24 protein-coding genes and 3 pseudogenes are annotated in these 26,460 nt (G+C 58.8%); 15 read left to right on the top strand and 12 right to left on the bottom strand.

The window, feature by feature from the left end; genetic code table 11:
- Positions 1-130: 130 nt before the first annotated feature.
- Positions 131-1,447 carry a nucleotide sugar dehydrogenase gene (locus tag JFV26_RS23215; RefSeq protein WP_201195675.1) on the bottom strand — a complete coding sequence of 439 codons (1,317 nt, stop codon included), beginning with the start codon at positions 1,445-1,447 and terminating at the stop codon, positions 131-133.
- 801 nt (positions 1,448-2,248) lie between these two features.
- The gene (gene yaaA / locus JFV26_RS23210) at positions 2,249-3,028 is read right to left on the bottom strand and encodes a peroxide stress protein YaaA (RefSeq protein ID WP_201195674.1); all 780 of its coding nucleotides are present in this window, start codon (positions 3,026-3,028) and stop codon (positions 2,249-2,251) included.
- A 257-nt stretch (positions 3,029-3,285) separates the two neighbouring features.
- Between yaaA and JFV26_RS23205 the strand changes: the two genes are divergently transcribed.
- From JFV26_RS23205 to JFV26_RS23180, 6 genes are all read left to right on the top strand, one after another.
- Positions 3,286-4,410: a polysaccharide deacetylase family protein gene (locus JFV26_RS23205; RefSeq protein WP_201195672.1), complete on the top strand. Its 1,125-nt coding sequence runs from the start codon at positions 3,286-3,288 to the stop codon at positions 4,408-4,410.
- A 347-nt stretch (positions 4,411-4,757) separates the two neighbouring features.
- Complete coding sequence (locus JFV26_RS23200) at positions 4,758-6,152, top strand: PhoH family protein (RefSeq protein WP_201195671.1); 1,395 nt, start codon at positions 4,758-4,760, stop codon at positions 6,150-6,152.
- A gap of 262 nt (positions 6,153-6,414) precedes the next feature.
- A complete protein-coding gene (gene moaC / locus JFV26_RS23195) occupies positions 6,415-6,888 on the top strand; it encodes a cyclic pyranopterin monophosphate synthase MoaC (protein ID WP_077430837.1) in 474 nt (157 codons plus the stop codon).
- Positions 6,885-7,127, top strand: a complete 243-nt coding sequence (moaD, locus tag JFV26_RS23190) for a molybdopterin converting factor subunit 1 (protein ID WP_201195670.1) — start codon at positions 6,885-6,887, stop codon at positions 7,125-7,127. Before moaC ends, moaD begins: the two co-directional genes overlap by 4 nt.
- Positions 7,128-7,129: 2 nt before the next feature.
- Positions 7,130-7,582 carry a molybdopterin synthase catalytic subunit MoaE gene (gene moaE / locus JFV26_RS23185; protein ID WP_201195669.1) on the top strand — a complete coding sequence of 151 codons (453 nt, stop codon included), beginning with the start codon at positions 7,130-7,132 and terminating at the stop codon, positions 7,580-7,582.
- Positions 7,583-7,871: 289 nt separating this feature from the next.
- Complete coding sequence (locus JFV26_RS23180; RefSeq protein WP_201195668.1) at positions 7,872-8,648, top strand: ABC transporter substrate-binding protein; 777 nt, start codon at positions 7,872-7,874, stop codon at positions 8,646-8,648.
- 86 nt (positions 8,649-8,734) lie between these two features.
- Here the strand turns inward: JFV26_RS23180 and JFV26_RS34525 are convergent, their stop codons facing one another.
- From JFV26_RS34525 to JFV26_RS23155, 6 genes and pseudogenes are all read right to left on the bottom strand, one after another.
- Complete coding sequence (locus JFV26_RS34525; protein WP_342215478.1) at positions 8,735-8,884, bottom strand: helix-turn-helix domain-containing protein; 150 nt, start codon at positions 8,882-8,884, stop codon at positions 8,735-8,737.
- Positions 8,885-9,076: 192 nt separating this feature from the next.
- Positions 9,077-9,360, bottom strand: a pseudogene (locus tag JFV26_RS34520) (PAS domain-containing protein); the annotation flags it as partial.
- 90 nt (positions 9,361-9,450) lie between these two features.
- Complete coding sequence (locus JFV26_RS23170) at positions 9,451-10,578, bottom strand: NAD(P)/FAD-dependent oxidoreductase (protein ID WP_201195667.1); 1,128 nt, start codon at positions 10,576-10,578, stop codon at positions 9,451-9,453.
- Between the two features lie 164 nt (positions 10,579-10,742).
- Positions 10,743-11,689 (bottom strand): annotated as a pseudogene (locus JFV26_RS23165) (ornithine cyclodeaminase family protein).
- A gap of 139 nt (positions 11,690-11,828) precedes the next feature.
- A pseudogene (rhlB, locus tag JFV26_RS23160) lies at positions 11,829-13,315 on the bottom strand (ATP-dependent RNA helicase RhlB).
- Between the two features lie 108 nt (positions 13,316-13,423).
- A complete protein-coding gene (locus JFV26_RS23155) occupies positions 13,424-14,080 on the bottom strand; it encodes an alpha/beta hydrolase (protein ID WP_201195666.1) in 657 nt (218 codons plus the stop codon).
- Positions 14,081-14,548: 468 nt separating this feature from the next.
- Between JFV26_RS23155 and JFV26_RS23150 the strand changes: the two genes are divergently transcribed.
- The 4 genes from JFV26_RS23150 (at position 14,549) to JFV26_RS23135 (ending at position 18,711) form a co-directional block, all read left to right on the top strand.
- Entirely contained in the window at positions 14,549-15,580 is a 1,032-nt protein-coding gene (locus JFV26_RS23150; protein WP_201195664.1) for an amino acid ABC transporter substrate-binding protein, read from the top strand.
- Positions 15,581-15,645: 65 nt separating this feature from the next.
- Positions 15,646-16,827, top strand: coding sequence for an amino acid ABC transporter permease (locus JFV26_RS23145; RefSeq protein ID WP_201195663.1), 1,182 nt, complete (start codon positions 15,646-15,648; stop codon positions 16,825-16,827).
- 10 nt (positions 16,828-16,837) lie between these two features.
- Entirely contained in the window at positions 16,838-17,935 is a 1,098-nt protein-coding gene (locus tag JFV26_RS23140) for an amino acid ABC transporter permease (RefSeq protein ID WP_201195662.1), read from the top strand.
- Between the two features lie 11 nt (positions 17,936-17,946).
- A complete protein-coding gene (locus JFV26_RS23135) occupies positions 17,947-18,711 on the top strand; it encodes an amino acid ABC transporter ATP-binding protein (protein ID WP_003171943.1) in 765 nt (254 codons plus the stop codon).
- Between the two features lie 61 nt (positions 18,712-18,772).
- On the opposite strand, the gene JFV26_RS23130 is transcribed toward JFV26_RS23135, so the two are convergent.
- On the bottom strand, positions 18,773-18,979 hold the full coding sequence (locus JFV26_RS23130; RefSeq protein WP_201195661.1) for a hypothetical protein: 207 nt from the start codon (positions 18,977-18,979) through the stop codon (positions 18,773-18,775).
- On the bottom strand, positions 18,967-20,418 hold the full coding sequence (locus JFV26_RS23125) for a S8 family peptidase (RefSeq protein WP_201195660.1): 1,452 nt from the start codon (positions 20,416-20,418) through the stop codon (positions 18,967-18,969). Before JFV26_RS23125 ends, JFV26_RS23130 begins: the two co-directional genes overlap by 13 nt.
- Positions 20,419-20,680: 262 nt before the next feature.
- Between JFV26_RS23125 and JFV26_RS23120 the strand changes: the two genes are divergently transcribed.
- The 5 genes from JFV26_RS23120 to JFV26_RS23100 all read left to right on the top strand — a co-directional run bounded on the left by JFV26_RS23120 (position 20,681) and on the right by JFV26_RS23100 (position 24,578).
- The gene (locus tag JFV26_RS23120; RefSeq protein WP_201195659.1) at positions 20,681-21,340 is read left to right on the top strand and encodes a FadR/GntR family transcriptional regulator; all 660 of its coding nucleotides are present in this window, start codon (positions 20,681-20,683) and stop codon (positions 21,338-21,340) included.
- Entirely contained in the window at positions 21,330-22,637 is a 1,308-nt protein-coding gene (locus JFV26_RS23115) for a CynX/NimT family MFS transporter (RefSeq protein WP_201195658.1), read from the top strand. The genes JFV26_RS23120 and JFV26_RS23115 overlap by 11 nt, the downstream gene beginning before the upstream one ends.
- 107 nt (positions 22,638-22,744) lie before the next feature.
- Entirely contained in the window at positions 22,745-23,215 is a 471-nt protein-coding gene (locus JFV26_RS23110) for a nuclear transport factor 2 family protein (protein ID WP_201195657.1), read from the top strand.
- 40 nt (positions 23,216-23,255) lie between these two features.
- Positions 23,256-23,558 carry a GIY-YIG nuclease family protein gene (locus JFV26_RS23105; RefSeq protein WP_201195655.1) on the top strand — a complete coding sequence of 101 codons (303 nt, stop codon included), beginning with the start codon at positions 23,256-23,258 and terminating at the stop codon, positions 23,556-23,558.
- Positions 23,559-23,642: 84 nt separating this feature from the next.
- Positions 23,643-24,578, top strand: coding sequence for a glutathione S-transferase family protein (locus JFV26_RS23100; RefSeq protein WP_201195653.1), 936 nt, complete (start codon positions 23,643-23,645; stop codon positions 24,576-24,578).
- A gap of 135 nt (positions 24,579-24,713) precedes the next feature.
- Here JFV26_RS23100 and JFV26_RS23095 read toward each other — a convergent pair whose 3' ends face one another.
- Positions 24,714-25,064, bottom strand: a complete 351-nt coding sequence (locus JFV26_RS23095; protein WP_201195651.1) for a glutaredoxin family protein — start codon at positions 25,062-25,064, stop codon at positions 24,714-24,716.
- Positions 25,064-26,068, bottom strand: coding sequence for a nucleoid-associated protein YejK (gene yejK / locus JFV26_RS23090; protein ID WP_201195650.1), 1,005 nt, complete (start codon positions 26,066-26,068; stop codon positions 25,064-25,066). The genes JFV26_RS23095 and yejK overlap by 1 nt, the downstream gene beginning before the upstream one ends.
- Between the last annotated feature and the right edge of the window lie 392 nt (positions 26,069-26,460).

The raw sequence follows: 26,460 nt of genomic DNA, 5'->3' as shown, positions 1-26,460 counted from the left end.
ATCTTTTGATCTTTGTCTTTGGGTTCACTCAGGACTCAAGTGGCCCGGGAAAGATCGCAGCCTCGTTGCACTCGTCAGCTCCTACGACGGGTTCGCACAGTTGTTGCGCGTCGCCGCACAGCCTTGTGCTTTACCAGCAGATGCCTTCGGTGCGATCGGTGACGCTGGTGGCTTGAGACATGAAACCGACCAGGTCGACCACTTGCTTGCCGTGTGGAGCCTTTTGCGCCAGGGCGCGGAATTTCTCGTCACGGTTGCCGAGGATGATCACGTCGCAGTTGTTGATCACTTCGTCGAAGTCGGAGTTGAGCAAGGACGAGACGTGCGGGATCTTGGACTCGATGTAGTCCTTGTTCGCGCCGTGGACACGGGCGTATTCGACGTTGCTGTCGTAGATGCTCAGGTCGTAACCCTTGCCGATCAGCATTTCCGCCAGATCCACCAATGGGCTTTCGCGCAGGTCATCGGTACCGGCCTTGAAGCTCAGGCCCAGCAGGGCGACTTTGCGTTTGTCGTGGCTGGAAACGATGTCGAAGGCGTTCTGCACTTGCGACACGTTGCTGCGCATCAGCGAGTTGAGCAGCGGCGCGTCAACGTCCAGGGAACTGGCGCGGAAGGTCAGGGCGCGCACGTCTTTGGGCAGGCAAGAGCCGCCGAAAGCAAAGCCCGGACGCATGTAGTACTGCGACAGGTTCAGGGTTTTGTCCTGGCAGACCACTTCCATTACTTCACGACCATCGACGCCGACAGCCTTGGCGATGTTGCCGATCTCGTTGGCAAAGGTCACCTTGGTGGCGTGCCACACGTTGCAGGTGTACTTGATCATCTCGGCAACCGCGATGTCCTTGCGGATGATCGGCGCGTCGAGTTCTTCGTACAGGGCTTGCAGCACGTCGCCGCTGGCGGTGTCGAACTCGCCGATGACGGTCATTGGTGGCAGGTCGTAGTCGGCAATTGCAGTGCTTTCACGCAGGAACTCAGGGTTGACCGCCACACCGAAATCGACGCCTGCTTTCTTGCCAGAGCAGTCTTCGAGAATCGGGATCACTACGTTGGCCACGGTGCCTGGCAGTACGGTGCTGCGAACTACGATGGTGTGGCGGGAGGTCTTGTCACGCAGGACAAAACCGATCTCGCGGCACACGGCTTCGATGTAGTTCAGCTCCAGGTCGCCATTCTTCTTGCTCGGCGTACCGACGCAGATCATCGACACGTCGGTGTCGCGAATCGCTTCTGCGAAGTTGGTGGTACCGCGCAGACGGCCGGTCTCGATACCTTTGGCCAGAAGCTCGCTCAAACCCGGTTCAACGATCGGCGATTTGCCGGCGTTGATCATATCGATCTTGTCTTTGGCGACATCTACGCCAATGACGTCATGGCCACGTGCAGACAGGCAACCGGCACATACTGCACCGACGTAACCCAAACCAAATATGCTGATGCGCATCGCATTTACCTCTGTAATTATCAAGCCATTAGATGGCCGGAGTTAATGGTGTTCAGCGGTGATAGTGCACTCGAAAGTGCGGCTTACAGGTGCCACAGTGCCGCGTGCAGGCAGACTAAGTTTCGAGCGACTAAATAAGTGCACTCAAGAGGTGCGCAACGTGGCCTTATTATTATGGTGTGCCCTGTAATGCCGCCCATCCCCTGTTCAGAAGATGTTCGTGCAAAGGTCTTTCGCACTCGATGCTTGGCTAAAAGCCAGTTAAATCAAGCGTTTCAATACTCAGATGAGCATTTTTATTGGGGCGCAGCCTTGGCCTTGTAGGGGATAGTAATGGTGCATATCTCCTGTCCTTTATGTATTTCCCAAATAAAAGGCTCGGCGGCGAAAGTTAATATGACAACTTTGCTGCATGAGTCTCGTCTCTGCGTAAGTTATCTCTTACAAGCTCTGTGAGAATCGTTACCGGTGGTATGAGCTACGCATTTGGACATAGTTCCAGCCCGCCCATCGCGAATTCTGAAATTTCTTGAAATATTGAAAAAGATGGCACTACTTTCATATTGATAGCACTTACCATTTGGGCCTTTATATAAAGGGTTGTTGTTGAATTAGATGGGTAAGTGCCACTACCGATAAAAAAATCTGGTGCCACTACTGAAAAAAACGAGGGTTGTCGAGTGAAATAAAATTTAAGAATGGGTGTGTTGTATTTTTGACGCCAATAATCCGGCGAAAAGAGGGGGTTGTTATGCGATCAGACGGTGGCGCACGACGAGCGTCGTGCGCCGAATAAGTGCGTTACTCCGGCGCGTGATCGCGCAGGAATACCAGGTTGTCCGGTTTGGACTGTTCGGCGCTGTAGCGATAACCCTGGACATCGAACTGCTTGAGGGCGGCCGGGTCGTTGATGCGCTCTTCGATGACAAAACGGCTCATCATCCCGCGGGCCTTCTTGGCGTAGAAGCTGATGATCTTGTACTGGCCGTTTTTCAGGTCCTTGAACTCGGTATTAATGATGCGTGCGTTCAAGGCGCTGCGTTTGACCGCCGAGAAGTACTCGTTGGACGCCAGATTCAGCAGCACGTCGTCGCCCTGGCCGGCCAGCGCTTCGTTCAACCATTCGCTGATCCGTGTGCCCCAGAAGGCGTACAGGTCCTTGCCACGGGCATTCGCCAGCTTGGTACCCATCTCCAGCCGATAGGGCATCATCAGGTCCAGCGGGCGCAGCAGGCCGTACAGGCCGGACAGCATGCGCAAATGCTGCTGGGCGTAATCGAAGTCGGCTTCGCTGAAGGTCTGGGCGTTCAGGCCGGTGTACACGTCGCCCTTGAAGGCCAGCAGTGCCTGCTTGGCGTTTTGCGCGGTAAATGCCGGGGTCCAGCTGCCGAAGCGCGCGGCGTTGAGCCCGCCGATCTTGTCGGAGACGTGCATCAGCTCGCTGATCTGCGCCGGCGTGAGGTCGCGCAGTTGCAGGATCAGTTCCTGGGAATGGTCCAGGTATTGCGGCTGGGTAAAGCGCTGGGTGGCCGGCGGTGTTTCGTAATCGAGGGTCTTGGCGGGGGAAATCACCATCAGCATGAAGTCGTCTCCTTTAATCGTGGGGGTGATTCTAGGGGGTTGTTCTTGTTGACTCCAGCTATGGGTGTCATAGGTGATCGGTGGTGTCATGGAACAAGATCGCAGCCTCGCTTCGCTCGGCAGCTCCTACGGGACCGGGTTGGCGTGAGAATGGAGTGAAATCGGACTTTGTAGGAGCTGTCGAGCGAAGCGAGGCTGCGATCTTTTGATCTTCCCGCGATATAGTGCCGCGCGGGTTTTGTTATGGAGACATCCCATTGCGTATCGTTTTTTTATTCTCGGCCTGGCTATTGAGCTTTGGTGCCATGGCGGCGCCGGGCGATGTGGCGACCCTTGATCGCAGCACCTGGCCAGAACAACTCACCAGCCCGACCTTGTTCGACGTTGCGTCCCGCGCCGAAATCCTCATGTTCGCCCGTGTCCTGCTGGCCAGCGAATCCCTGGATGAGGCCGGCCTGGCCCAGCGCCTGGCCCTGCGCACGATCAATCTGGACTCGGTCAACAGCCTGCGTGAACGTATGTGGCAGCGTCTGCTGGCCAACTACAACTTCGCCCAGCAGAGTTGTGATCAGGATGCATCGTTCTGTTTCCTGGTCGAGGACCTGCCGACCCTGCGCGAGCAAGCTGCCAAGTTCCAGGTCAGCGATGACAGCTATTACACCAAGTGGGCCGAGCCGAGCCGACTGTTCCATGCCCAGTACCTGGACGAGCAAATGCGCAAGGCCGCGCTGTTCCCGCAAACCAGCAGTGAAATCGATCGTTTTGGCGACTATGAGCGCAACGGCGACGAGATGCATGACCGGTTGTTTTTGCTGACCTTCGACAGCGCGGCCAACGCCATCCCGGACAACACGGCCTGGGCGACCGAGTACCTGCGCAAGTCGAGCATGAACGGCACCTTCTTCGTCCTCGGCAAGGACATTCAGGCCCGTTTGGCCGAGCGTTCGGTGTCTGGCCTGCAAGCGCTGTATTCACAGCAATGCATTGGCGTGCAGGGCTGGGAGTTCCGTTCCCATAGCCATTGGCAAGACTGGCAGGACTCGGTGAGGCGCAGTGTCGAACTGGTGAAAAACAAACTGCCGGAGAATTACGTGCCGCTGTTTCGTCCGCCCGATGGCCAGCGTCGCTCCGATGCGCAGGGCTTCTTCGAGTCGCAGGGGTTGCAGGTGGCGCTGTGGGACATCGATCCCCAGGACGGTGCCGGCAAGCTCAAGGGCAGCCAGAGTGCCCAGCGGGTGCTGACGCTGATGTTGCTGTGGCGCCATGGCGTGATCAATTTCAACGTGAAGCAGGATGCAGTGAAAACGTCGATGCCCTGGCTCATCACGCAAACGGCGCAAAGCGGGATCGGTTGGGAAGACTGTCAGGGTGCGTTTCGCTGAAAACTGAAAAGGCCCGCAAACATTGGGGCAGAGGGCCGGGCGGGGTGATTTTTGAGAGAATTTCGATGCAGGCGGACTTCCGACTTTAACGGCACAATGCCTGCACGCCAAGGGCTATTCGTCACTCTGAAAAATAAACTTCAAAAAAACGTCAAAGTGCTTTTTCCTGTCACAGGTTTTGGAGTATTACGAAGATAGACCGCCGAAACCTGCAACACAGGTGGCGTCTTCCAAGACCCTACTTGTTTGCAGTTCACTTGAATCCTCGCAGGTGAATTCGGTGGCCACTTCGAGGCGCAGCACTGTCACGGTATTGCGTCGACTGGCTCCCACAAAGGTGACCGAGTATGGATGATCACGGACGTAGTTCTTCCTCCAACCAGCCAATCCTTTATGTACTCGATACCAACGTACTGATTCACGATCCAAACGCCCTGCTTAACTTCGAAGAACACCACGTTGCAATCCCGATGACCGTGCTTGAAGAGCTGGACAAGCTCAAGAGCGGGCATCACAGCGTTGCGGCCGAATGCCGTCAGGCCATTCGCCTGATCGACAAGACCCTGGGCGAGGCCAGCCCCGAAGACGTCGAACTCGGTGTACCGATCCAGCGCGGCAAGAGTGGGCCCAAGGGTTTGCTGTCAATTCTGATGAGCAAGCGCGCTGAGCCGAATATCATTCTGCCCGAGCACCTGAACGACAACATCATCATCAACCAGTTGATTGACTTGCACGCGCGCGAACCCAAGCTGCCCGTTGTGCTGGTCACCAAAGACATCAACATGCGCCTCAAGGCCCGGGCCTGCGGGATTGCGGCCGAGGACTACAGCACCGATCAACTGGTTGACGACGTATCGCTGCTGCCCAACGGCTACCACAACATGACCGGCTCCTTCTGGGACCTGGTGAGCAAGGTCGAGACCCGTCAGGATCATGGACGCACCTGGCACCAGGTGAAGCTGATCGACAACCTGCCGGCGGTGCACATCAATGAGTTCATCATCGACGAACAGGGCTTTGTCGGCTGGATCAAGGAGATCGAAGAAGACCGGCTGCTGATTCTCGACCTGCATCAGGAACCCCTGTTGCACCAGGAGGCCTGGGGCCTGAAACCGCGTGACATCTATCAAAGCCTGGCGCTGTACGCCTTGCTCGATCCGGATATCCATCTGGTCAACCTGTCCGGCGCGGCCGGTTCCGGTAAAACCATCCTGGCCCTGGCCGCAGCGATCGAGCAGACCATGGTCAGCAAACGCTATCGCCGGATCATCGCCACCCGCAGCGTGCAGGGCCTGGACCAGGAGATCGGATTCCTGCCCGGCACCGAAGCGGAAAAAATGGAGCCTTGGCTGGGCGCCATCACCGACAACCTCGAAGCCTTGCACATGGATGACGAAAACACCCATGGCAGCGTCGACTACATCCTCAGCAAAGTGCCGTTGCAGTTCAAATCCCTCAACTACATTCGGGGCCGGAGCTTCCAGCAGAGCCTGATCTTGATCGATGAATGCCAGAACCTCACGCCGCACCAGATGAAAACCATCATCACCCGTGCCGGCGCCGGTTCCAAAGTGGTGTGCCTGGGCAACCTGGCACAGATCGACACCCCTTACCTGTCCGCGACCAGCTCGGGACTTACGTACCTGACCGAACGCTTCAAGGATTTCCCCAACGGTGTACACATCACCCTGCAAGGGGTGCCTCGTTCGATTCTGGCCGAATACGCCGAAACCCATTTATAACCGCTTCACCAATACCGGGCGGCCTTAAAAGCCGCCCGGTTTTTTATGCCCCACAAAATCCCCCCATTTTCATGCCTGGCAAAACTCCCCTGTAGGAGCTGCCGAAGGCTGCGATCTTTTGATCTTGCTGTTTAAAGGGCGAAGATCAAAAGATCGCAGCCTTCGGCAGCTCCTACGTGGGTTCTGGGGTGGACACATAATCAAGCGTGCGAAAATTTGACCCGCAGGTTTACAATCGTGGTTCCTGATCAGGAGTAACCCCGTGCTGACTCATCTCGATTCCCAAGGTCGCGCCAACATGGTCGACGTCACTGAAAAAGCCGTGACGTTCCGTGAAGCGACGGCCCAAGCGCTGGTGCGCATGCTGCCCGAAACCCTGCAGATGATCGTCAGCGGCGGTCACCCCAAGGGTGATGTGTTCGCCGTGGCGCGCATTGCCGGCATTCAGGCGGCGAAGAAAACCAGCGATCTGATTCCCCTGTGTCATCCGTTGATGCTGACCGGCGTCAAGGTCGAGCTCAGTGCCGAAGGCGACGACACCGTGCGCATCGTCGCCCGTTGCAAGCTGTCCGGGCAGACCGGTGTCGAGATGGAAGCCTTGACCGCTGCCAGCGTCGCGGCGCTGACCATCTATGACATGTGCAAGGCCGTGGACCGTGGCATGACCATCGAAAGCGTGCGATTGCTGGAGAAGGTCGGCGGCAAGAGCGGCCATTTCCAGGCCGATCCGTCATGAAGCTTACGGTGAAGTTTTTCGCTCGCTACCGTGAAGCGCTGGGCGTGGACTCGGTCAAGGTTGAAGGCGATTTCGCCACCGTGGATGACGTGCGTGCATTGCTGGCCAAGCGCGACGGTGCCGAGGTACTGAGCGAGCAAAACCTGATGTGCGCCCGCAACGAAGACCTCTGCCAGCTCGACGAGCCAGTGGTTGAGGGTGATGAAGTGGCGTTCTTTCCGACTGTGACCGGGGGCTGAGCATGGCGATTCGCGTGCAGTCCACGGCGTTCGACCCGGGCGCTGAAGTCAACGCCATGCACGCCGCCAATGTCGGCGTCGGTGCGGTGGTGAGTTTTGTCGGCTACGTGCGCGACTTCAATGACGGGCTCGATGTCGCCGGGATGTTTCTCGAGCACTATCCAGGCATGACTGAAAAGGCCTTGGGCAAGATCGCCGTCGAGGCCGAGCAACGCTGGCCGTTGCTCAAGCTTGAAGTGCTGCACCGCATCGGCGCCCTGGAACCGGGTGAGCCGATCGTCTTCGTCGGTGCCGCCAGCGCCCACCGTCAGGCCGCATTCGATGCCTGCGCGTTCGTCATGGACTACCTGAAAACCCGCGCGCCGTTCTGGAAGAAAGAAACCACCAGCGACGGGCCGCGTTGGGTGGAGGGGCGGGGCAGCGATCATGCGGCGGCGGATCGCTGGAAGAATTAAGCGGTCAGTTGTTTCTTTGTTGGCTGTCAGTCCGCCTTCGCGAGCAAGCCCGCTCCCACAGGGAAACGCATCCCAATGTGGGAGCGGGCTTGCTCGCGAAGAGGCCATCAGCAACCCCCAAATCCCCCAGGCTCACCTCCCGATCAAAGGCATGGCCGATCTGCGCACACCCGATTGACGATTTATACACAAAAGTCCAGTATGGAATTATAAGTACAAAAAACGCCTCACCCGTTGCTGCTCTTTCTTCTGTCTTGCCAAACCAACAACAACCCGCGAGAGAATGAACATGAAGAAATTCCCCCTCATTACCGGTCTGGCCCTGAGCCTGTTGGCGTGCAGCACTGCGTTCGCCGCCGATCAAACCCTGCGCATCGGCATTGAAGCGGCGTATCCACCGTTCGCTTCGAAAACCGACAAGGGCGAAATCGTCGGTTTCGACTACGACATCGGTAACGCCTTGTGCGCGCAGATGAAGGTCAAGTGCATCTGGGTCGAAGGTGAATTCGACGGTCTGATTCCTTCCCTCAAAGTGAAGAAAATCGACATGGCGCTGTCGTCCATGACCATTAACGAAGACCGCAAGAGGTCCGTGGACTTCAGCCACAAGTACTACTTTACTTCGTCGCGTCTGGTGATGAAGGACGGTGCGGTAGTGGATGACAATTACGCCAGCCTCAAGGGCAAGACGATTGGCGTGCAGCGCGCCACCACCACCGACCGTTACGCCACCGAGGTGTTCGAGCCGAAGGGCATCAACGTCAAGCGCTACGGTAACAACGAAGAAATCTACATGGACCTGGCGGCCGGCCGCCTCGATGCGATTTTTGCCGACACCATTCCGCTGAGTGACTTCCTGTCGATGCCGCGAGGCAAAGGCTATGCGTTTGTCGGGCCGGAGCTAAAGGATCCGAAATACGTGGGCGAGGGCGCGGGGATTGCGGTACGCAAGGGCAATACCGCGTTGGTCAGCGAATTGAACACCGCCATCGACGGGATTCGCGCGAGTGGTGAATACCAGAAGATTTCCGACAAGTATTTCAAGTCCGATATCTACGGCGACTGATCAATAAAAGATCGCAGGCTTCGCCAGCTCCTACATTGGAACGCATTCCCCTGTAGGAGCTGGCGAAGCCAGCGATCTTTTGATCTTCAGCCCTTCAATTCCTTCAAATGCTTGTACACCGTCGCCCGCCCCATGTTCAGCACATTGGCCACATAGTTGGAGGCGCTTTTGCCCTTGAAAGCCCCTTCGGCGTGCAGCGCCAGTACCAGCTCGCGTTTGTGGTCGCGGCTCAGCACATTCAGGCTCAACTGACGTTCGCGCAGCCAGGCATGCAGGAAGGTATTGATTCGTTCCTGCCAGTCATCGCGAAACAGTGAGTCGGGTTGCGGAATCAACTTGGTCGGCGACAGGAATAAATCCAGCGCAGCCTTGGCATTCTCGAACAGCGAAATATTCAGATTGATGCACAGCACCGCCAGCGGATGGCCGTCGCTGTCGCGCAGCACACTGCTGAGGCTGCGAATCTTCTGGCCGTCCCAATTGAGCTTTTCGTAAGGTCCGATGTTTCGTTCGCTGACCTCCTCGCTGAGCATGTCCTCCAGTGCCGCGTCATCGCCGATTTCCCGTTTCGACAGGTTGTTGGCGATGTAATCGATTTTTGCGTGCGCAGATCGTGCAGTACGACCTCGGCGTGCGGAAAGAACAGGGTAGCGATCGCGTCGGCAATCGCCCGGTAGTTGTCCAGGGCCGGGTCTTTTTCGGGGGCGTTCATACAGGGAGCTCCAGGCAACGTCAGCGCCCTATCAAAAAGGGCGCTGGAAGTTTGCCGCAATCGGGTCGACACGTCACCCAAGTCCGGGGTTCAACCCAGGCGCGCAGGGGAGAGCATCGCGGCGTCCAGGCCGAAACGGCTGAGTTGCTCGGGCAAGTCTTCACCGCGAACCAGTGCAGCGCTTGCCTGGCCCATGGCCGGCGAGGTCTGGATGCCGTAGCCGCCTTGTGCGGCGACCCAGAACAGCCCCGGCACCTGCGGATCGAAGCCACAGAGCAAATCGCCGTCACGCACGAAACTGCGCAGGCCGGCCCAGGTGCGGGTCGGACGGCGGATGGTCAGGGTGGTGGCTTCTTCGATCTGGTAGATGCCCATGGCGATGTCCAGCTCTTCGGGCTGTACGTCATGCGGTTCCACCGGGTCGGCGTTGGCGGGCGAGCCGAGGAACATGCCGGCATCGGGTTTCATGTAGAAGGATTCGTCGAGGGCCACCAGCATTGGCCAGTGGTGGATGTCCACGCCTTCCGGGCCGGGGAAGATAAACGCCGCACGGCGCTTGGGTTGCAAACCCAGCGACGTGGCGCCGGCCAGCGCGCCGATTTTATCGGCCCAGGCGCCCGCGGCATTGATGATGACAGGTGCGCTGAAGGTCTGGTCGTTGGTTTGCACGTGCCACAGGCCTTCGGCGTCACGGGTCAGGCGCAGCACTTCATTGTCGGTGTGGACTTCTCCGTTGTGGCGGCGGATGCCTCGCAGATACCCCTGATGCAAGGCATCGGTGTCGATGTCGCTGGCGGTCGGGTCATAGATCGCACCATGGACTTTTTCCCGGCGCAGGATCGGCAGGCGTGCGCAGGCTTCGTCGGCGCTGAGCAATTGCATCTGCGGCACAGTAGCTTTGGCGCTCAGGTATTGATTGTTCAGTTCGGCCGGGTCGCCGGTGAAGTCCACGGTCATCTCGCCGCGCGGAGTCAGCAGCGGGTGTTCGCAGAAACCTGCAGGCGGGGTGTCGAAGAAGTCGCGACTGGCCTGGGTCAGCGCGCGCACCTGTGGCGTGCCGTAAGCGGCGGTGTACAGCGCCGCCGAACGTCCGGTGGAGTGATAGGCCGGATGGGATTCGCGTTCCAGCACAATGACCCGCCCGTGCTGCGACAGCCAGAAACCGGTGGAAGCGCCGGCAATCCCGCCGCCGATAATGATGAAATCTGCCTGGCTCATGAACGTCTCCTGTGGGGCGAAAATGCTGAAATTTCGGAGAAACCTGTGGGACTGTAGGAGCTGTCGAGTGAAACGAGGCTGCGATCTTTTGATTGTGCTTTTGAGGTCAAGATCAAAAGATCGCAGCCTCGTTTCACTCGACAGCTCCTACAGGGTTTGTGGGGTTAGCGGTTTAGTTGGTAGATCGCATTGGCCAGTGCGATGTCTTCCAGGCCCAGGCCGATGGAGCGGAAGAACACATGACGGTCATAACCGGGGCGCAGGACCCTGTCGCTGAGCAACTCGGGCAGGTCGCCAACAATCGCGCTTTTGTCCCAGCCATGTTGTTCGCCGGCTATCAGCATTTCACCGGCCGAGCCGGGGTGGTCTGACGATAGTCGCAGAACACCTGCATGTCATTGAGGCTCTGGGGCGGCACTTCGTGGGCGCGGGGAGCATTGGTACTGATTGAGGTGATCAGCGCCGGTCTGGTCAGTCTCGACGGATCAATCACCGGGCCGGCGGAGGACGTGCAGAGCATGATCACATCGGCGTCATGAATGGCGGCTTCACGACTGTCGACCAGGGTCAGTCGGGAATCGAGGCCCTTGAGTCGTGCCAAGGCTTGCGGTTCCAGTTCGCTCAAGCCGGGCGAGTACAGGCTGATGCTCTGCCAGTCCCGCAGATCCTTCACGTAATGCAGGTGGGCTTGAGCCACTTTGCCGCTGCCGATAATCGCCAGGCGCCGGGCCTTCAGCGGGGCGAGAGCGTCGACGGCCACGGCGGTGGTTGCGGCAGTACGAGCGGTGGTCAGCTCGGCGGCGTCGCAGAGCATCAACGGCTGGCCGGTTTGCATCGACATCAACAACGTCCACGCCGTTACCAGCGGGCCTTGCTCGCGCACGATGTAAGGCGAAGTCTTGACCCCGTAAACCCCATCCTCCGCCAACACCCCCAGGTAGTTGATGAAGTCGCCGGCACCCTTCGGGAATTCCACCAGTTGCTGCGCCGGTTGCACGGCTTGCCCGGCGGCCAGGTCGCGGAACAGCTTGCGCAGGATCTTCGGCACGTCGACCTGTGCCAATAGTTCGCGGGCCTGGGGTTGGGTGATCACGTAAGGCGTACTGGACATGGTCGGCTCCGGGAGTGACAAGTAAACTAATTTGTCCATTATGGACTTTTAGTTGTCTTGGGCAAGCTCCTGTTGAAAAAAGCCGGGCGAAAAAAAGCGCAGTCCGTTGCCGGCTGCGCCTCTTTCAGTACGTTCCGATTTACGGACGCTTGCGCTCAACCGCCCGCAGCAGATGCGTCGGTGGCGTTTCACAGCTGATTTTTTTACCCAGCAGCGCCTCGATGGACGGTAGCTGGTAGGAGTCATCTTCACCGGCAAAGCTGATGGACACGCCATCGGCACCCGCGCGACCGGTACGACCGATGCGGTGTACGTAGTCGTCCGGGACTTCCGGCAGGGTGAAGTTGATCACGTGGCTGATGCCGTCGATGTGGATGCCGCGACCGGCAACATCGGTGGCGACCAGCACGCGGATCTTGCCTTCGCGGAAACCTTCCAGGGTCTTGATCCGCTTGTGCTGCGGCACGTCGCCTGACAGTTGCGCGGCGTTGACGCCATCGCGTACCAGGCGTTCTTCGATGCGCCGCACTTCATCCTTGCGGTTGGCGAAGACCATCACTCGCTCCCAACCGTTGTCGGTGACCAGGTTGTAAAGCAGCTTGTACTTGTCGGCACCCGCTACGGCGTAGATGTGTTGCTCGACGTTTTCGCTGGCCACGTTCTGCGCTTCGATTTCGACGATCGACGGCTCGGTGGTCCATTGCTTGGCCAGGTTCATCACGTCTTCGGTGAAGGTCGCGGAGAACAGCAGCGTCTGACGCTCGTTTTTCGGCGGGGTCTGGCGAATAATCTGGCGCACTTGTGGGATGAAACCCATGTCGAGCATCCGGTCGGCCTCGTCCAGGACCATGACTTCGACCATGTCCAGGTGCACGTCGCCGCGCTGGTTGAAGTCCAGCAAACGGCCCGGGTGGCGACAAGGATGTCGCAGTGACGGGCTTCGAGGTGCTTGAGCTGCTTGTCGAAGTCCATGCCGCCAACAAACGTCATGACGTTGAGGCCGGTGTACTTGGTCAGGTCGGCGGCGTCCTTGGCGATCTGCACCACCAGTTCGCGGGTCGGCGCGATGATCAGCGCCCGCGGTTCACCCATGTAGCGTTCTTTCGGCGGCGGGGTTTCCAGCAGTTGCGTGATGATCGAAATCAGGAACGCTGCGGTTTTGCCGGTGCCGGTCTGGGCGCGCCCGATGGCGTCTTTGCCGGCCAGGGTGAAACCGAGGACTTGCGCCTGGATCGGCGTGCAGTACGGGAACCCGAGGTCCTGGATGGCGTGCATCAGTTCAGGCGCGAGCTTGAAATCGTGGAAGCGGGTCTTGCCTTCCATGGGGTCGACGGCGAAGTCTTCGAGTTTCCAGGGAATAACCGGTGCCTTGGGCTTCGGTTCGCGACGCGGTTTTGCAGGTTTCGGCGCTTCGATGAGCGGTTGCTCTACGGCGATGGCCTCGACAGGTGGGGCGGCCGGTGTGGTCACCGGCTCGTGTTTCGGTGCCGCTGCGGCTGCGGTCCGGCCAGGCTGATGACCGTCGGTGCGGTGGCTGGGTGTGTGAGACGGAGCGCTGGCGACTGGCGCGAGCTGCTCAGCCTCGCTCTTACCGAACATTTTTTTGAGTGCTTTGAGCACGGTCATCTCATCAATTGGTTAAGGAATGTACGCCGGCCAGTGTAATGCAAGAATCGGGCGCGGCGTAGCGGGATGATCAAAGGAGGCTAAAGGAGGTTCGTTTCATATAAAGAGTTAACGCAAACGCTCGGCCAGCCAGACGCCAATGTCGCGAATTTCTTCGGGTAACACTTCGTGACCCATTGGGTATTCCTGCCATGTCACGGTGACACCACGCAGCTTTAAATGCTCGTAAGCGCTGCGGCCCATGGCGTTCTGAACCACGTCATCGTACTGGCCGTGCACGCACAGCACCGGAATGCGCTGCTGGCTGGCTGAAAGCTCCAGTTCATCACTGAATGTCGGTGCATAAGTAGACAGGGCGAGTACGCCACCCAGGGCTCCCTGCCATTTCAGGAAAGCGCTGTGCAACACCACCGCGCCCCCCTGGGAAAAACCGGCCAGGAAGATCCGCGAGGCGTCTATTCCGCTGGCTCGCTGCTCTTCGATCAGTTCAATGACCCTGTTTGCCGACTCATCCAGCTGCTCGCAGCTGATGGCGCGCGCCGGGTTCATGGCCAATATGTCGTACCAGCTCGGCATCTCGTAGCCGCCGTTGATAGTGACAGCGCGAGTCGGCGCCTGGGGCAGAACGAAACGGGTGGTCAACAAGCTTTCCTGCAGGGCTTCGGCCACTGGCAGAAAGTCATAGCGATCGGCGCCCAGGCCGTGCAGCCAGATAACGCAGGCGTCTACGGGCTTGCCGGGCTGAAGAATCAAGGGCTGGGTCATGGTTGCTCCAATAATGTGCGGGCGCTCTCATTAAGTGCGTGATGTGAGTGCGTACCGCGTTGATCAGTTAAGAAGATGTCGCAAGGCTACAAGTTTTGCTATTGACCTGTCGCTGAATCGCTTAAGCGTTCGGTGTGGTACGGGCTTTGCTATGGGAAAACCTGTGCAACCAATCTCGTGCCTGGCGGTAACACTATCAGTGTACTGCTGACGACGGGATAGCAAAGAATCCGGTGATGGATGTTCGCCAGTGGCCGTTACGGGCTTAGCGAACGTGAAAGGGCTACAGCCCGTTCGGCCGATTGGTGAGAAGTGAGTTATCCATGATGTGGATTTTCTCCTACTAGACTCATAGCTAAAGTCTTATGTCGGTTGACCCCAAAAAAAGCCAACACGGGTCAACAACGCCTCAAAAGGGTGCGACGGGACTCACGCTCCGACACAACAAGAGCAAAACTGGAGGTTTGAATGAAAATGTTGAAATCCACCCTGGCCATCGTGACTGCAGCCGCAGTGCTCGGTGTCAGTGGGTTCGCTCAGGCGGGTGCAACCCTGGATGCAGTGCAGAAGAAAGGTTTCGTACAGTGCGGCGTGAGCGACGGTTTGCCGGGCTTCTCGGTTCCGGATTCCACCGGCAAGATCCTCGGGATCGACGCTGACGTCTGCCGCGCTGTGGCAGCTGCCGTTTTCGGCGACGCCACCAAGGTCAAATTCAGCCAGTTGAACGCCAAGGAGCGCTTCACCGCGTTGCAGTCCGGCGAAATCGACATCCTTTCGCGTAACACCACCATGACCAGCTCCCGTGACGCGGGCATGGGCTTGAAATTCCCTGGTTTCATCACTTACTACGACGGCGTGGGCTTCCTGGCCAACAGCAAGCTGGGCGTGAAAAGTGCCAAGGAACTGGATGGCGCGACCATCTGCATCCAGGCCGGTACCACCACCGAGCTGAACGTGTCCGACTACTTCCGCGCCAACGGCCTGAAGTACACCCCGATCACTTTCGACACCTCCGATGAAAGCGCCAAGTCGCTGGAATCCGGTCGTTGCGACGTTCTGACCTCCGACAAGTCGCAGCTGTACGCACAGCGCAGCAAGCTGGCTTCGCCAAAAGACTACGTCGTGCTGCCGGAAACCATCTCCAAGGAGCCGCTGGGCCCTGTCGTGCGTAATGGCGATGACGAATGGCTGGCGATCGTTCGCTGGGTTGGCTACGCGCTGCTGAACACCGAAGAAGCCGGTATCACCTCGAAAAACGTGCTTGAAGAAGCCAAGTCGACCAAGAACCCGGATGTTGCCCGTATGTTGGGTGCTGACGGCGAATACGGCAAAGACCTGAAGCTGCCGAAGGACTGGGTCGTCAAGATCGTTTCCCAAGTCGGTAACTACGGCGAAATCTTCGAGAAAAACCTCGGCAAGAGCACTCCGCTGGAAATCGACCGTGGCCTGAATGCGCTGTGGACCAACGGCGGCATTCAATACGCACCACCAGTGCGCTGATGGTTCTATCACCCGGTGGGCCAACCACCGGGTGATGTTCTGTTCCATTCTTTGCGGGGCACTTCATGCAAAAATCAATCGGCGCACCAAAGCAGAGGCTCAGCCTCAGCGATCCAAAAGTGCGTGCGTGGCTCTTCCAGATCATCACGATTGTCGCGGTCGTCGCGATGGGCTGGTACCTGTTCAACAATACGCAAACCAACCTTCAACACCGGGGGATTACCTCCGGCTTCAGCTTTCTGGATCGCAGTGCCGGGTTCGGCATCGCTCAACACCTGATCGACTACACCGAATCGGACACCTATGCCCGGGTGTTTGTCATTGGCCTGCTTAACACGTTGCTGGTGACCGTCATTGGCGTGGTCCTGGCGACCCTCCTCGGTTTCATCGTTGGCGTGGCACGGCTGTCGCCGAACTGGATCGTCAGCAAGCTGGCGACGGTTTACGTGGAGGTCTTCCGTAACATACCGCCGCTGCTGCAAATCCTGTTCTGGTACTTCGCGGTGTTCCTGACCATGCCGGGGCCGCGTGCCAGCCATAACTTCGGCGACACCTTCTTTGTCAGCAGCCGTGGCCTGAACATGCCGGCCGCGCAAATGTCGAGTGGGTTCTGGGCATTCGCGATCAGCGTCGTGATAGCCATTGTTGCCATCGTGATGATGTGCCGCTGGGCCAACAAGCGTTTCGAAGCCACCGGCGTACCGTTCCACAAGTTCTGGGTGGGGCTGGCGATCATCGTGGTGATCCCGGCGCTCTGCGCATTGATCTTCGGCGCGCCGTTGCACTGGGAACTGCCCAAGCTGCAAGGCTTCAACTTTGTCGGTGGCTGGGTATTGATCCCCGAACTGCTGGCGCTGACCCTGGCCCTGACCGTGTACACCGCGGCGTTTATCGCCGAGATCGTGCGTTCGGGCATCAAGTCGGTCAGCCACGGCCAGACCGAAGCGGCACGTTCCCTCGGGCTGCGCAACGGCCCGACCCTGCGCAAGGTGATCATCCCGCAAGCTCTGCGCGTGATCATCCCGCCACTGACCAGCCAATACCTGAACCTGGCGAAGAACTCCTCGCTGGCGGCCGGTATCGGTTATCCGGAAATGGTCTCGTTGTTTGCCGGTACGGTGCTGAACCAGACCGGGCAGGCGATCGAGGTTATTGCCATCACCATGAGCGTGTACCTGGCGATCAGTATCAGCATTTCCCTGCTGATGAACTGGTACAACAAGCGCATTGCGCTGATCGAGCGGTGAGGAAGCGCACATGACATCCCATACTTTCAAACCTGACATGCCACCCCCTCACAGCAGCATCGGTGTGGTGGCGTGGATGCGCGCCAACATGTTCTCCAGCTGGATCAACACCCTGCTGACCCTGTTCGCGTTCTACCTGATCTACCTGGTGGTTCCGCCGCTGCTGCATTGGGCGATCCTGGACGCCAACTGGGTCGGCACGACCCGCGCCGACTGCACCAAGGACGGCGCCTGCTGGGTGTTCATCCAGCAGCGTTTCGGCCAGTTCATGTACGGCTACTACCCGCCGGAACTGCGCTGGCGTGTGGACCTGACCGTGTGGCTGGCGGTTATCGGCGTGGCCCCCCTGTTCATCTCGCGCTTTCACCGTAAAGCGGTGTACGGGCTGAGCTTCCTGGTGGCGTTCCCGATCATTTCCTACTTCCTGTTGCATGGCGGGATCTTTGGCCTGACCAACGTCGCGACCAGCCAGTGGGGCGGCCTGATGCTGACCCTGGTCATCGCTACCGTCGGTATCGCCGGTGCGCTGCCGCTGGGGATCATCCTGGCGCTGGGGCGTCGTTCGAACATGCCGGCGATTCGAGTGGTCTGCGTGACCTTCATCGAGTTCTGGCGCGGCGTGCCGTTGATCACGGTGCTGTTCATGTCCTCGGTGATGCTGCCGTTGTTCCTGCCTGAAGGCATGAACTTCGACAAACTGCTGCGGGCACTGATTGGCGTGATCCTGTTCCAGTCGGCCTACGTGGCCGAAGTGGTGCGCGGTGGTCTGCAAGCGATCCCTAAAGGTCAGTACGAAGCGGCTGCAGCGATGGGCCTTGGTTACTGGCGCAGCATGGGCCTGGTGATTCTGCCGCAAGCCCTGAAGCTGGTGATCCCGGGCATCGTCAACACCTTCATTGCGCTGTTCAAGGACACAAGCCTGGTGATCATCATCGGCCTGTTCGACCTGCTCAACAGCGTCAAGCAAGCCGCCGCCGACCCGAAATGGCTGGGCATGGCCACCGAAGGCTATGTGTTCGCGGCCCTGGTGTTCTGGATTTTCTGTTTTGGTATGTCCCGCTACTCCATGCATTTGGAACGTAAGCTGGACACTGGCCACAAGCGTTAGGAGCGTAGTTTATGAGTGAAGCGATCAAACAGCCTGTGAGCCCTGAAGGCATTATTCAGATGCAGGGCGTGAACAAGTGGTACGGCCAGTTCCACGTGTTGAAAGACATCAACCTGAACGTCAAGCAGGGCGAGCGTATCGTCCTGTGCGGCCCATCGGGTTCCGGCAAATCGACCACCATCCGTTGCCTCAATCGCCTGGAAGAACACCAGCAGGGCCGCATCGTGGTCGATGGCGTGGAACTGACCAACGACCTCAAGCAGATCGAAGCGATCCGCCGCGAAGTTGGCATGGTGTTCCAGCACTTCAACCTGTTCCCGCACCTGACCATCCTGCAGAACTGCACCCTGGCACCTATGTGGGTGCGCAAGATGCCGAAACGCAAGGCCGAAGAAATCGCCATGCACTACCTGGAACGCGTACGCATTCCGGAGCAGGCGCATAAATTCCCGGGGCAACTGTCCGGCGGTCAGCAACAGCGTGTGGCGATTGCCCGTGCCCTGTGCATGAAACCGAAAATCATGCTGTTCGATGAACCGACCTCGGCACTCGACCCCGAGATGGTGAAAGAGGTGCTGGACACCATGATCGGCCTGGCCGAAGACGGTATGACCATGCTCTGCGTAACCCACGAAATGGGCTTCGCCCGCACCGTGGCCAATCGCGTGATCTTCATGGACAAAGGCGAAATCGTCGAACAGGCTGCGCCGAACGACTTCTTCGACAACCCGCAGAATGATCGGACCAAGCTGTTCCTGAGCCAGATCCTGCATTGATCGACACTTTGCAATGAAAAAACCCGGACTTGCTCCGGGTTTTTTTGCCTGAACCCCGGAGTCAGGCGGGCGTTTTGTCCAGGGCCAAACGCACTGCCTTCAAGGCATTGAGTCTTCCATGGCCGTAATAATGGCTATGGCCATTCTGGTCGTATTTGCCCAGCTCTCCATCCTGAGGGTGCGTGATCTTGTCGCAACAGGCGGCAAGGATCGAGCGAACCTCCTCACGCGTCAGCGCGGGGTTGGCCGACAGGATCAGCGCAGCCACGCCGGCAGCCCCGGGCAGGCACTCGACGTGCCGCCAAAATTCTCTGTGTAGTTGCCCCACGGGTCACCTTGTCCGGGGGATTTGTCGTTGTAGCCATTGCGTCCGCGCAGGTCAGTTGTCCATATGCCCCGGGTGCGAGGGGCAGAACTGGCAGGCTCGAAGTTTGCGTCCGGATGGTGTTCATGATCGCTGGGGAACGCGCACCAGATAGCTTTGCCGTAATCACTGTAGGCGCTGCGGCGATTGTGGTCGTTACAGGCGGCGACGGCGATGACATTGGTATGACTGGCATAACCGTCGTTATCGACACTTTCATTGCCGTTTCCTGCGGCGAAGAAGATCGGGCAGCCTTTGCCCTTGCGTCCCCTGATCGCCGCATAGTCGATAGCCAGGCGAATATTGGCGGGCAAGCGGTGGACTTCGTCATGGGCAGGGTCCGAGGGGTCGGCCCAGTTTCCGTCCGGTGGACCCCAACTGCAACTGATGATGTCCGCGCCGTTGCGGACAGCCCAGACGAATGCGTTGGCTTCGGCTTGTCCTCCGAGGGAGTCGCTATCCCCCAGGCTGATTGGCATTAAGCGGGCTTTCGGCGCCACGCCACTTGCGCCATGCAGACCGTCGGCACAGGCGACGCCGGCGGCTGCGGTGCCATGGCTTTCGTCACTGTCCTGAGGGCGCGGGTCATTGCTGGGTTGTCTGGGGTTTCTGAAGCTCCTGGGGGCAACGATTTTATCGGCTGAGGAAAATTCAGGATGGTCAATATCAAAGGCATCGTCGATGACGGCAATCACCACATTCTCGCCCTGGCTCAAAGCGTGCGCGGCTTCGACGTTGGCGCTGGCATCGATTTCATACTGATAGGTCACGGTAGTTTTTTTCAGGTGCCACTGATTGGGGTGAATGGTGCGTGAGCGGCGTTGAGTCAGCAGTTCCGGATGGCAGTACTCCACGTCCGCGTGTTCGAGCAAGCAAAGCGCTTGGCTGAAGACCTGGGTTCCGCTGCCTTCGCCAGGAGTCACGAAGTAAGCATTTTGTGCGTAGTCGAGCTGTTGCTTGATTGTAAGACCGGCACTTTTAATGACCGTTTCGCAGTCTTGAGAAGTCAGGGCATCCACGAACTTGATGAACATATTCTCGGTATAGATCACCGGTTCCAGTGTGCCCGGCGTCACCAATACGCTGCCGGCAAAGCGCACAACGGGCAAATTGCGCAAACAACGCTTGCAGGCTTGCAGATCGCTTCCTTGGGTGGGCAACTTGAAAACGCTCAGACCTGAGGATTCGAAGCGCATCACCAACTGCGCTTCCTCCATTGACGCGATGGCGCTGGTGTCGGCAAGGGCAGGAGCGCCGGGGAGGGTACGTACGGCGACCAGATCAGGGGCCGGCTCCAGAAAGAACGAGGAGTCGGTTTTGCGGCCATAGTTGACTTCTTGCATAGCGTATTCCTTATCGATAACGAGATCCGAAGGCGTTGAAACGCTCCAAGGCACGCCGTGCCCAGGAGACAAGAAGTCTATTAAGCGAGTACTGCATTGAACTATCGGAATAAGGGACTGGCTGTTGTGGGAAAGGTCTATATCTGAGTTGGAAATAGCCTGGCCTTTTCCTGATTGCAGGTTTGCAGCGGTTGTCTTTTCGGATAAACCTGACTAAGGTGTCAATAAATTCATCCTATGATTGGATGAAATGGTGAGCCTTATGTCCGAAATTTCTCCACTGGTTAAGCGGTCCTTGGTCGATCAGGCCCTGGATCAACTGCGTCTACGTATTAACCAAGGCGTCTGGACAGTCGGCCAACGCCTGCCCACCGAGCCGGAGTTGTCTTCCGAGTTGGGCATCAGCCGCAATACCGTGCGCGAAGCCATGCGCGTGCTGGCGTTTTCCGGGTTGATCGAGATTCGCCAGGGAGACGGCAGTTACTTGCGGGCCGTGCTCGATCCGCTGGACACCCTGAAGGCGTTGTCCCGGTGCACCCACGAACAAGCCCGGGAAACCCGGCACATTCTGGAAGTCGAAGCCATCGGCCTGGCCGCATTGCGCCGCACCGACGAAGACCTGGCGGCGCTGCGCGAGGCCTTGGGCATCAGCGGCAGTCACTACCACGGCGATCTCGACAGTTACATCGCCTGCGACCTGGTGTTTCACCGCCGGCTGGTCGACGCCGCGCACAACCCGACCCTCAGCGAGCTGTATCGCTACTTTTCCAGCATCGTCGGCGCGCAATTGCGCCAGACCCTGAGCATCACTCCACGACGCCAAGAGGTGTTCGATCTTCATATCGAACTGCTGGATGCCGTCGAGCAACGTGACCCGGAACGGGCCAAAGCCCTGTCGAGGCAGTTGATCAATGAACCTTGAAACCGAGAAAACCATGCCTGCCAGTAACCGTAACATCACACAGCCCAAACGCACGGCGGAGCTCGAAGAGCTGCTGATCGATGCCGAGGCCGATGACGAACAGGTCCAGCAAAGTCATCCGATTCTGCGGCGGCCGTGGCTGTTGCTGCTGGGGCTGATCCTGGTGGCGCTGAACCTGCGCCCGGCGCTGTCGAGCATGGCGCCGATGCTCAGCGAAGTGTCGAAGACGCTTGGTCTGTCGGCTGCACAGGCCGGTTTGCTGACGACGTTGCCGGTGCTCTGCCTCGGCTTGTTCGCACCGCTGGCGCCGATTCTGGCGCGGCGTTTTGGTGCCGAGCGAGTGGTGCTCGGGATTCTGCTGGTGCTGGCCGGCGGGATCATCCTACGCAGTTCATTCGGTGAAGTCGGGCTGTTTGCCGGCAGCGTTCTGGCCGGGGCCAGCATCGGTGTGATTGGCGTATTGCTGCCGGGGATCGTCAAGCGCGACTTCCCGAAACAGGCCGGCACGATGACCGGTGTCTACACCATGGCCCTGTGCCTGGGCGCGGCGATGGCGGCGGGCGCGACCGTGCCGTTGAGCGAGCATTTCGACAAGAACTGGGCGTTGGGCCTGGGCTTTTGGGTGGTGCCGGCGCTGGTCGCGGCGATTTTCTGGTTGCCGCAAGTAGGGCAGAAACACGGCTCGCACAACGTTGCCTACCGCGTCCGCGGTCTGCTGCGTGATCCGCTGGCCTGGCAAGTGACGCTTTACATGGGCTTGCAATCGTCGCTGGCCTACATCGTATTTGGCTGGTTGCCGTCGATCCTGATTGGTCGTGGCCTGACGCCGACCCAGGCGGGTCTGGTGCTGTCGGGGTCGGTGATCGTCCAATTGGCCAGCTCCCTCGCCGCACCGTGGCTGGCAACACGCGGCAAGGACCAGCGACTGGCGATTGTCGTGGTCATGCTGTTGACGCTCGGTGGCTTGTTCGGTTGTCTCTACGCGCCGATCGAAGGCCTGTGGGGCTGGGCGATCCTGCTGGGCCTGGGGCAGGGCGGCACGTTCAGCCTGGCGCTGACCCTGATCGTACTGCGCTCGCGCGATGCTCATGTCGCCGCCAACCTGTCGAGCATGGCCCAGGGCTTCGGTTACACCCTGGCGTCCATGGGGCCGTTCGCCGTGGGTATCGTTCATGACTGGACCGGCGGCTGGAATGCGCTGGGCTGGATCTTTGGCGTCATCGGCCTGGGTGCGATCATCGCCGGGCTCGGCGCCGGGCGTTCGCTCTACGTTCAGGTACACAGCGAAAAAGTCTGAGTCCGCGCACTGCTGGCATTCGGTCCACGAATGCCGGTGGTCTTGCGTGCATTTGCAGACTATCGTGCAGGCATTCTTTTGAAGCTTTTTGCAAACGGAGCCTGCCCATGAGTGATGCCCACAACGCCCTGATCACCCGGTTCTACCAGGCCTTCCAGCGGCTGGATGCCGAGGCCATGAGCGCTTGCTACACCGACGACGTGGTGTTCAGTGATCCGGCGTTCGGCGAGTTGCGTGGCCGTGATGCCGGCGACATGTGGCGCATGCTCACCACCCGGGCCAAAGACTTCTCCCTGACCTTCGACAACGTGCGCAGCGACGAACGCACGGGCGGCGCCCACTGGGTGGCGACCTACCTGTTCAGCCAGACCGGCAACATCGTGATCAACGACATCCAGGCGCGTTTCGTGTTTCGCGATGGCAAGATTTGCGAGCATCACGACCACTTCGATCTGTGGCGCTGGTCGCGTCAGGCGCTGGGCACCAAAGGCCTGTTGCTGGGCTGGACGCCACTGGTGCGCAACGCCGTTCGCGCGCAGGCCCTGAAGGGGCTGAAGGCATTCCAGGCCAGTCGCTGATAAGATCACGGCTTGTTTCCTTTCAAGCCTTGATCGTCACGTGAACACCCTCAGCGAAATCCCCGTCGACACCGATGCACCGGTGAGCAAACCCTGGTTTGTCTACCTCGTTCGCGCGGCCAATGGCTCGCTTTACTGCGGGATCAGTGATGATCCGGTGCGCCGCTTTGCCAAGCACCAAAGTGGCAAGGGCGCACGGTTTTTCCTCTCCAGCCCCGCCATGGCGCTGGTCTACACCGAAGTCTGCCGCGACAAAAGCGAAGCGCTGCGTCAGGAACGGTTGATCAAAAAACTCAAGAAAAGCGCCAAGGAGTGTCTGGTAGGCACCTATCAATCTGACTGATCAGTTCCCATCAGACAGATCTGTGGGCTGCTAACCAATTGCGCGCTAAGCTGCGAGCTCCTTATCCGTGGGTTGGAGCCGAGCATGTCAGAGCTGATTCTTCACAATTACCCGACATCCCCTTTCGCTGAAAAGGCCCGCCTGCTGCTGGGTTTCAAAGGATTGTCCTGGCGCTCGGTGAAGATCTCGCCGGTGATGCCAAAGCCTGATCTGACCGCCCTCACGGGGGGCTATCGCAAGACACCGGTGTTGCAGATCGGTGCCGATATTTATTGCGACACCGCACTGATCGCCCGTCGTCTGGAGCAGGAAAAAGCCCTGCCGGCGTTCTTCCCGGACGGTCAGGAGATGATCGCCGCGACCTTCGCCGCCTGGGCGGATACGGTGGTGTTCCAGCATGCGGTCAGCCTGGTGTTCCAGCCGGAGTCGGTGGCCGTGCGTTTCGGTAAGTTGTCGCCCGAAGCGATCAAGGCGTTCCTGGCCGATCGTGCCGGGTTGTTCAGCGGTGGCAGCGCGACGAGGTTGTCGGCGGAACAGGCTCGGCACCAGTGGCCGACGATCATGGGGCGTCTCGAATTACAGCTTCAGCGTGAGCAAGGCGACTTTCTGTTAGGCGAGCCGTCGATTGCTGACTTTTCCCTCGTCCACTGCTTGTGGTTCCTCAAGGCGACGCCTGTGACTTCATCGCTGGTCGATGCTTATCCGGCGGTTTCGGCGTGGTTGGGTCGGGTGATGGGTTTTGGTCATGGCGCGTTCAGCGAGATGACCGCCGAGGAGGCGCTGCAGGTGTCGCGCAATGCCACGCCTGCTGCGTTGCCGGATGAGTCGTTCGATGAACCTAACGGCTTTGGGGTGGGCCAGCAGGTGGTGATTGCTGCCACCGACTATGGCGTTGATCCGGTGACCGGTGAATTGGTGTTTGCGGGGCGTGAGGAATTGATTTTGCGTCGTGAGGACGAGCGGGCGGGCGTGGTGCATGTGCACTTTCCGCGGTTTGGATTCTGTATCGAAGCGCGCTGATCTTTTGGTAATGCGATGGCGGTAGGGTAATTGCCAAGATCGCAGCCTTCGGCAGCTCCTGCATGGGATTGGTGTACATCCTGTAGGAGCTGCCGAAGGCTCGGGCCGCGTTCGGACGATCTTTTGACCTTCAAGTCATTTCAGCGCGGCAAGAATCTCATCCGGGTCATACCCGCGAATCAATGTGCCGTTGACGTCGATCAACGGTATCCCGCGCCCACCCAGCGCTTCATAGGCCTTGCGCGCCTCGGCGTCCTTCTCGATATCGAATTCCTTGTACGGAATGCCTTTCTGATCGAGAAAGCGCCGGGTCAGCTTGCAGTAGCCGCACCAGTCGGTGGCGTAGAGCACGACATTGGCCTTGGCCTGGGTCTGTTCGGACACCACCTGCGCCGGATGGATGTACCGCTCGATCTTGCCCCAGTTCTGGTAAACCACGACCACCAGCAGGATCAGCAGGCATTTCTTCAGGATGCCGTTCAGCATCAGTTGCGCCGCTTGAGCTGGTCAGTCAGTTGGGTCGGCAGGCCTTTGATGATCAGCGTGCCGGCTTCTTCGTCGTATTCGATCTTCGAGCCCAGCAGGTGCGCTTCGAAGCTGATCGACAAGCCTTCAGCGCGGCCAGTGAAGCGGCGGAACTGGTTCAGGGTGCGCTTATCCGCCGGAATCTCCGGGGACAGGCCGTAATCCTTGTTGCGGATGTGATCGTAGAAGGCTTTCGGCCGTTCTTCGTCGATCAGCTCCGAGAGTTCTTCCAGGCCCATCGGCTCGCCGAGTTTGGCCTGGCTGCTGGCGTAATCGACCAGGGTCTTGGTCTTCTCGCGGGCGGACTCTTCCGGCAAGTCTTCGCTTTCGACGAAGTCACTGAAGGCTTTGAGCAAGGTGCGGGTTTCGCCGGGGCCGTCGACGCCTTCCTGGCAGCCGATGAAGTCGCGGAAATACTCCGAAACCTTTTTGCCGTTCTTGCCTTTGATAAACGAAATGTACTGCTTGGACTGCTTGTTGTTCTGCCACTCGGAGATGTTGATCCGCGCCGCCAGGTGCAATTGACCGAGGTCCAGGTGCCGCGATGCGGTCACGTCCAGCGCTTCGGTCACGGCCACGCCTTCACTGTGGTGCAGCAGGGCGATGGCCAGGTAATCGGTCATGCCTTGCTGGTAGTGCGCAAACAACACGTGGCCGCCCACCGACAGGTTCGACTCTTCCATCAGCTTTTGCAGGTGTTCCACTGCCACCCGGCTGAATGCCGTGAAATCCTTGCCGCCATCGAGGTATTCCTTCAGCCAGCCACTGAACGGATGCGCCCCGGACTCGGCATGGAACAAACCCCAGGCCTTGCCTTGTTTGGCGTTATAGCTCTCGTTGAGGTCGGCGAGCATGTTCTCGATGGCTGTGGACTCTGCAAGTTCCGAGTCGCGAGCGTGAAGAACTGCAGGTGTGCCGTCGGGTTTTTTGTCGATCAAGTGGACGATGCAATGACGGATCGGCATGGGCTTCTCGGCTGATTGAAGAGAGGAGGGCGTGCTCCCCAAAAAGTGCCAAGTGTACCGCAAACAGGCGAGCACGCCCCCTTTGTAGGAGCTGCCGAAGGCTGCGATCTTTGGACTTTGATTTTAAAAAACAAGATCAAGAGATCGCAGCCTTCGGCAGCTCCTACGGGGGTGCCAAGGCTAAATCGACGATGTGAAGCGGCCCTTATGCAGTTTTTTCCCGGTTTAGAGCAATAAAGCTGACCAAATGGGTAGCAAGAGGCGGATATTTCCCCGTCTCTGTGCTAGTTTTGCCCCGTCTTACGCGAAGTCACTGCGTTAAGCGTGCATTCAGCATTTGTCAGGTCGAACCAAACCCTGATTTCGGTATCTATAACCCCGACTCGTCGCGG

Source organism: Pseudomonas sp. TH31 (genome assembly GCF_016650815.1).
Classification (GTDB): domain Bacteria; phylum Pseudomonadota; class Gammaproteobacteria; order Pseudomonadales; family Pseudomonadaceae; genus Aquipseudomonas.
This window is presented reverse-complemented; position numbering and strand designations above follow the sequence as displayed.

Coding starts and splice junctions, on each gene's coding strand:
- JFV26_RS23215 (WP_201195675.1), bottom strand. CDS start 1,447: ATGCGCATCAGCATATTTGGTTTGGGTTACGTCGGTGCAGTATGTGCC.
- yaaA (WP_201195674.1), bottom strand. CDS start 3,028: ATGCTGATGGTGATTTCCCCCGCCAAGACCCTCGATTACGAAACACCG.
- JFV26_RS23200 (WP_201195671.1), top strand. CDS start 4,758: ATGGATGATCACGGACGTAGTTCTTCCTCCAACCAGCCAATCCTTTAT.
- moaD (WP_201195670.1), top strand. CDS start 6,885: ATGAAGCTTACGGTGAAGTTTTTCGCTCGCTACCGTGAAGCGCTGGGC.
- moaE (WP_201195669.1), top strand. CDS start 7,130: ATGGCGATTCGCGTGCAGTCCACGGCGTTCGACCCGGGCGCTGAAGTC.
- JFV26_RS23180 (WP_201195668.1), top strand. CDS start 7,872: ATGAAGAAATTCCCCCTCATTACCGGTCTGGCCCTGAGCCTGTTGGCG.
- JFV26_RS23170 (WP_201195667.1), bottom strand. CDS start 10,578: ATGAGCCAGGCAGATTTCATCATTATCGGCGGCGGGATTGCCGGCGCT.
- JFV26_RS23155 (WP_201195666.1), bottom strand. CDS start 14,080: ATGACCCAGCCCTTGATTCTTCAGCCCGGCAAGCCCGTAGACGCCTGC.
- JFV26_RS23150 (WP_201195664.1), top strand. CDS start 14,549: ATGAAAATGTTGAAATCCACCCTGGCCATCGTGACTGCAGCCGCAGTG.
- JFV26_RS23145 (WP_201195663.1), top strand. CDS start 15,646: ATGCAAAAATCAATCGGCGCACCAAAGCAGAGGCTCAGCCTCAGCGAT.
- JFV26_RS23140 (WP_201195662.1), top strand. CDS start 16,838: ATGACATCCCATACTTTCAAACCTGACATGCCACCCCCTCACAGCAGC.
- JFV26_RS23135 (WP_003171943.1), top strand. CDS start 17,947: ATGAGTGAAGCGATCAAACAGCCTGTGAGCCCTGAAGGCATTATTCAG.
- JFV26_RS23125 (WP_201195660.1), bottom strand. CDS start 20,418: ATGCAAGAAGTCAACTATGGCCGCAAAACCGACTCCTCGTTCTTTCTG.
- JFV26_RS23120 (WP_201195659.1), top strand. CDS start 20,681: ATGTCCGAAATTTCTCCACTGGTTAAGCGGTCCTTGGTCGATCAGGCC.
- JFV26_RS23115 (WP_201195658.1), top strand. CDS start 21,330: ATGAACCTTGAAACCGAGAAAACCATGCCTGCCAGTAACCGTAACATC.
- JFV26_RS23110 (WP_201195657.1), top strand. CDS start 22,745: ATGAGTGATGCCCACAACGCCCTGATCACCCGGTTCTACCAGGCCTTC.
- JFV26_RS23100 (WP_201195653.1), top strand. CDS start 23,643: ATGTCAGAGCTGATTCTTCACAATTACCCGACATCCCCTTTCGCTGAA.
- JFV26_RS23095 (WP_201195651.1), bottom strand. CDS start 25,064: ATGCTGAACGGCATCCTGAAGAAATGCCTGCTGATCCTGCTGGTGGTC.
- yejK (WP_201195650.1), bottom strand. CDS start 26,068: ATGCCGATCCGTCATTGCATCGTCCACTTGATCGACAAAAAACCCGAC.